Genomic DNA, 2,364 nt, shown 5'->3' with positions numbered 1-2,364 from the left:
CGGGGCGGGTGAGCGGGCGTCGGAGGAACGCGGCGGTGCCGGGATCAGTCCCCGATCAGCGCGTCGACGAACGCCTGCGGCTCGAACGGCGCCAGATCGTCGGCCCCCTCCCCGAGGCCGACCAGCTTGACCGGCACCCCCAGCTCGCGCTGGACGGCGATCACGATGCCGCCCTTGGCCGTGCCGTCGAGCTTGGTGAGCACGATGCCGGTGATGTTCACGACCTCCGCGAACACCCGGGCCTGCACCAGGCCGTTCTGGCCGGTGGTGGCGTCGAGCACCAGCAGCACCTCGTCCAGCGGGGCCTGCTTCTCGACGACCCGCTTGACCTTGCCCAGCTCGTCCATCAGGCCGGTCTTGGTGTGCAGACGGCCGGCGGTGTCGATCAGCACCACGTCGGCCCCGGTGGCGATGCCCTCCTTGACGGAGTCGAAGGCGACGGAGGCCGGGTCGCCGGCCTCCGGGCCGCGCACCGTGTGGGCGCCGACCCGTTCGCCCCAGGTCTGCAGCTGGTCGGCGGCGGCCGCGCGGAAGGTGTCCGCCGCGCCCAGCACCACGGTCCGGCCGTCGGCGACCAGGACACGGGCCAGCTTGCCGGTGGTGGTGGTCTTGCCGGTGCCGTTGACGCCGACGACCATGACCACCCCGGGGGTGCCCTCCTTGGCGTCGGTCTTCACGGAACGGTCGAACTCGGGGTTGAGGATCTGCAGCAGCTCCTCGCGGAGCAGGTTCCGCAGCTCCTCCGGGGTCCGGGTGCCGAGCACGCGGACCCGCTCGCGCAGACGCTCCACGAGCTCCTGGGTGGGCTGGACGCCGACGTCGGCGGTGAGGAGCGTGTCCTCGATCTCCTCCCAGGTGTCCTCGTCGAGGTGCTCGCGGGAGAGCAGGGTCAGCAGGCCTTTGCCCAGCGCGTTCTGCGAACGGGACAGGCGGGCGCGCAGCCGGACCAGGCGGCCGGCGGTGGGCTCGGGAACCTCGACCGCCGGGGCGGCGGGCTCCACCGGGAATTCTTCGACCAGGGTGGCGCCGGTGGGCGATCCGGGGAGGTCGGCCTCCTCGGTCGTGCGGCGCTCCTCGTCCCTCGGTGTCTCGGCCTCCTCACCGGCCTCGGGTTCGGCCGGCGGGGCGGTGATGTCGGGCGCGGACGGTGGCGGCGGGGGCAGCTGCTTCTTGCGCCGGCCGCCGACGAGGAGGCCGGCGAAGGCGACGAGGGCCACCACCGCGATGACTACGGCAAGGATGACGGTGTCCATAACGCGTCCCAGTATCGGCCATGGGGCGCACGCCGCCCGGGGCGCGCGCCGTGGTTCTTCCCGGGGAGTCCGGAGGCGGGGCGCGCGCCCCGCCTCCGGTGACCAGCCGCCCGCCCGCCGGTGACCGCCGCCCCGCCTACCGCAGACGCTGGCTGATCACCTTCGAGACGCCGTCACCCTGCATGGACACGCCGTACAGTGCGTCGGCGACCTCCATGGTCCGCTTCTGGTGGGTGATCACGATCAGCTGGGACGACTCCTGGAGCTCCTGCATGATCCGGATCAGCCGCTGGAGGTTGGTGTCGTCGAGGGCGGCCTCGACCTCGTCCATCACGTAGAACGGGCTGGGCCGGGCCTTGAAGATCGAGACCAGCAGGGCCACCGCCGTCAGCGACCGCTCACCGCCGGAGAGCAGGCTGAGCCGCTTGACCTTCTTGCCCGGCGGCCGTGCCTCGACCTCCACGCCGGTGGTGAGCATGTTGTCGGGGTCGGTGAGGATCAGCCGTCCCTCGCCGCCGGGGAAGAGCCGCCCGAAGACGCCCTCGAACTCCCGGGCGGTGTCCCGGTACGCCTCGGTGAAGACCTGTTCGACCCGCTCGTCGACCTCCTTGACGACCTGGAGCAGGTCGGAGCGGGTCTTCTTCAGGTCCTCCAGCTGCTCGCTGAGGAACTGGTGGCGTTCCTCCAGTGCGGCGAACTCCTCCAGCGCGAGCGGGTTGACCTTGCCGAGCTGCTGGTAGGCGCGCTCGGCGGCCCGCAGCCGCTTCTCCTGCTCGGCGCGGACGAACGGCCGGGGCCGGTTGCGCGGATGGCCGGGGTCCTCGGGCAGTTCCTCCCCCTCGGCCGGAGGGGACGGCGGTACGGGCTGGCCGGGGCCGTACTCGGCGACCAGCGCCTGCGGCTCGACGCCCAGCTCCTCGAGCGCCTTGGTCTCCAGCTGCTCGATCCGCAGCCTCTTCTCGGCGCCGAGCACCTCGCCCCGGTGGACGGAGTCGGTGAGCTTGTCGAGTTCGGCCTTGAGGTCGCGCCCCGCGCCGCGGGCGGCGGCGAGCTCCTGTTCCTGCCGCGTCCTGGCGGCCTCGGCGGCGGCCCGTTCCCGGTCGGCGCGGTC

Annotated in this window: 2 protein-coding genes; both read right to left on the bottom strand. The window is 72.8% G+C overall.

The genetic code is table 11. The features are described from left to right. Positions 1-44: 44 nt before the first annotated feature. On the bottom strand, positions 45-1,253 hold the full coding sequence (gene ftsY / locus HW445_RS27190; protein ID WP_180223522.1) for a signal recognition particle-docking protein FtsY: 1,209 nt from the start codon (positions 1,251-1,253) through the stop codon (positions 45-47). Positions 1,254-1,389: 136 nt separating this feature from the next. Beyond that, positions 1,390-2,364 (bottom strand): AAA family ATPase (locus HW445_RS27185; protein WP_180223521.1); only part of this gene is annotated, 975 nt, incomplete at its 5' end.

The organism is Streptomyces sp. UH6 (assembly GCF_013421635.1).
GTDB lineage: Bacteria > Actinomycetota > Actinomycetes > Streptomycetales > Streptomycetaceae > Streptomyces > Streptomyces abyssomicinicus.
This window is presented reverse-complemented; position numbering and strand designations above follow the sequence as displayed.

Coding starts and splice junctions, on each gene's coding strand:
- ftsY (WP_180223522.1), bottom strand. CDS start 1,253: ATGGACACCGTCATCCTTGCCGTAGTCATCGCGGTGGTGGCCCTCGTC.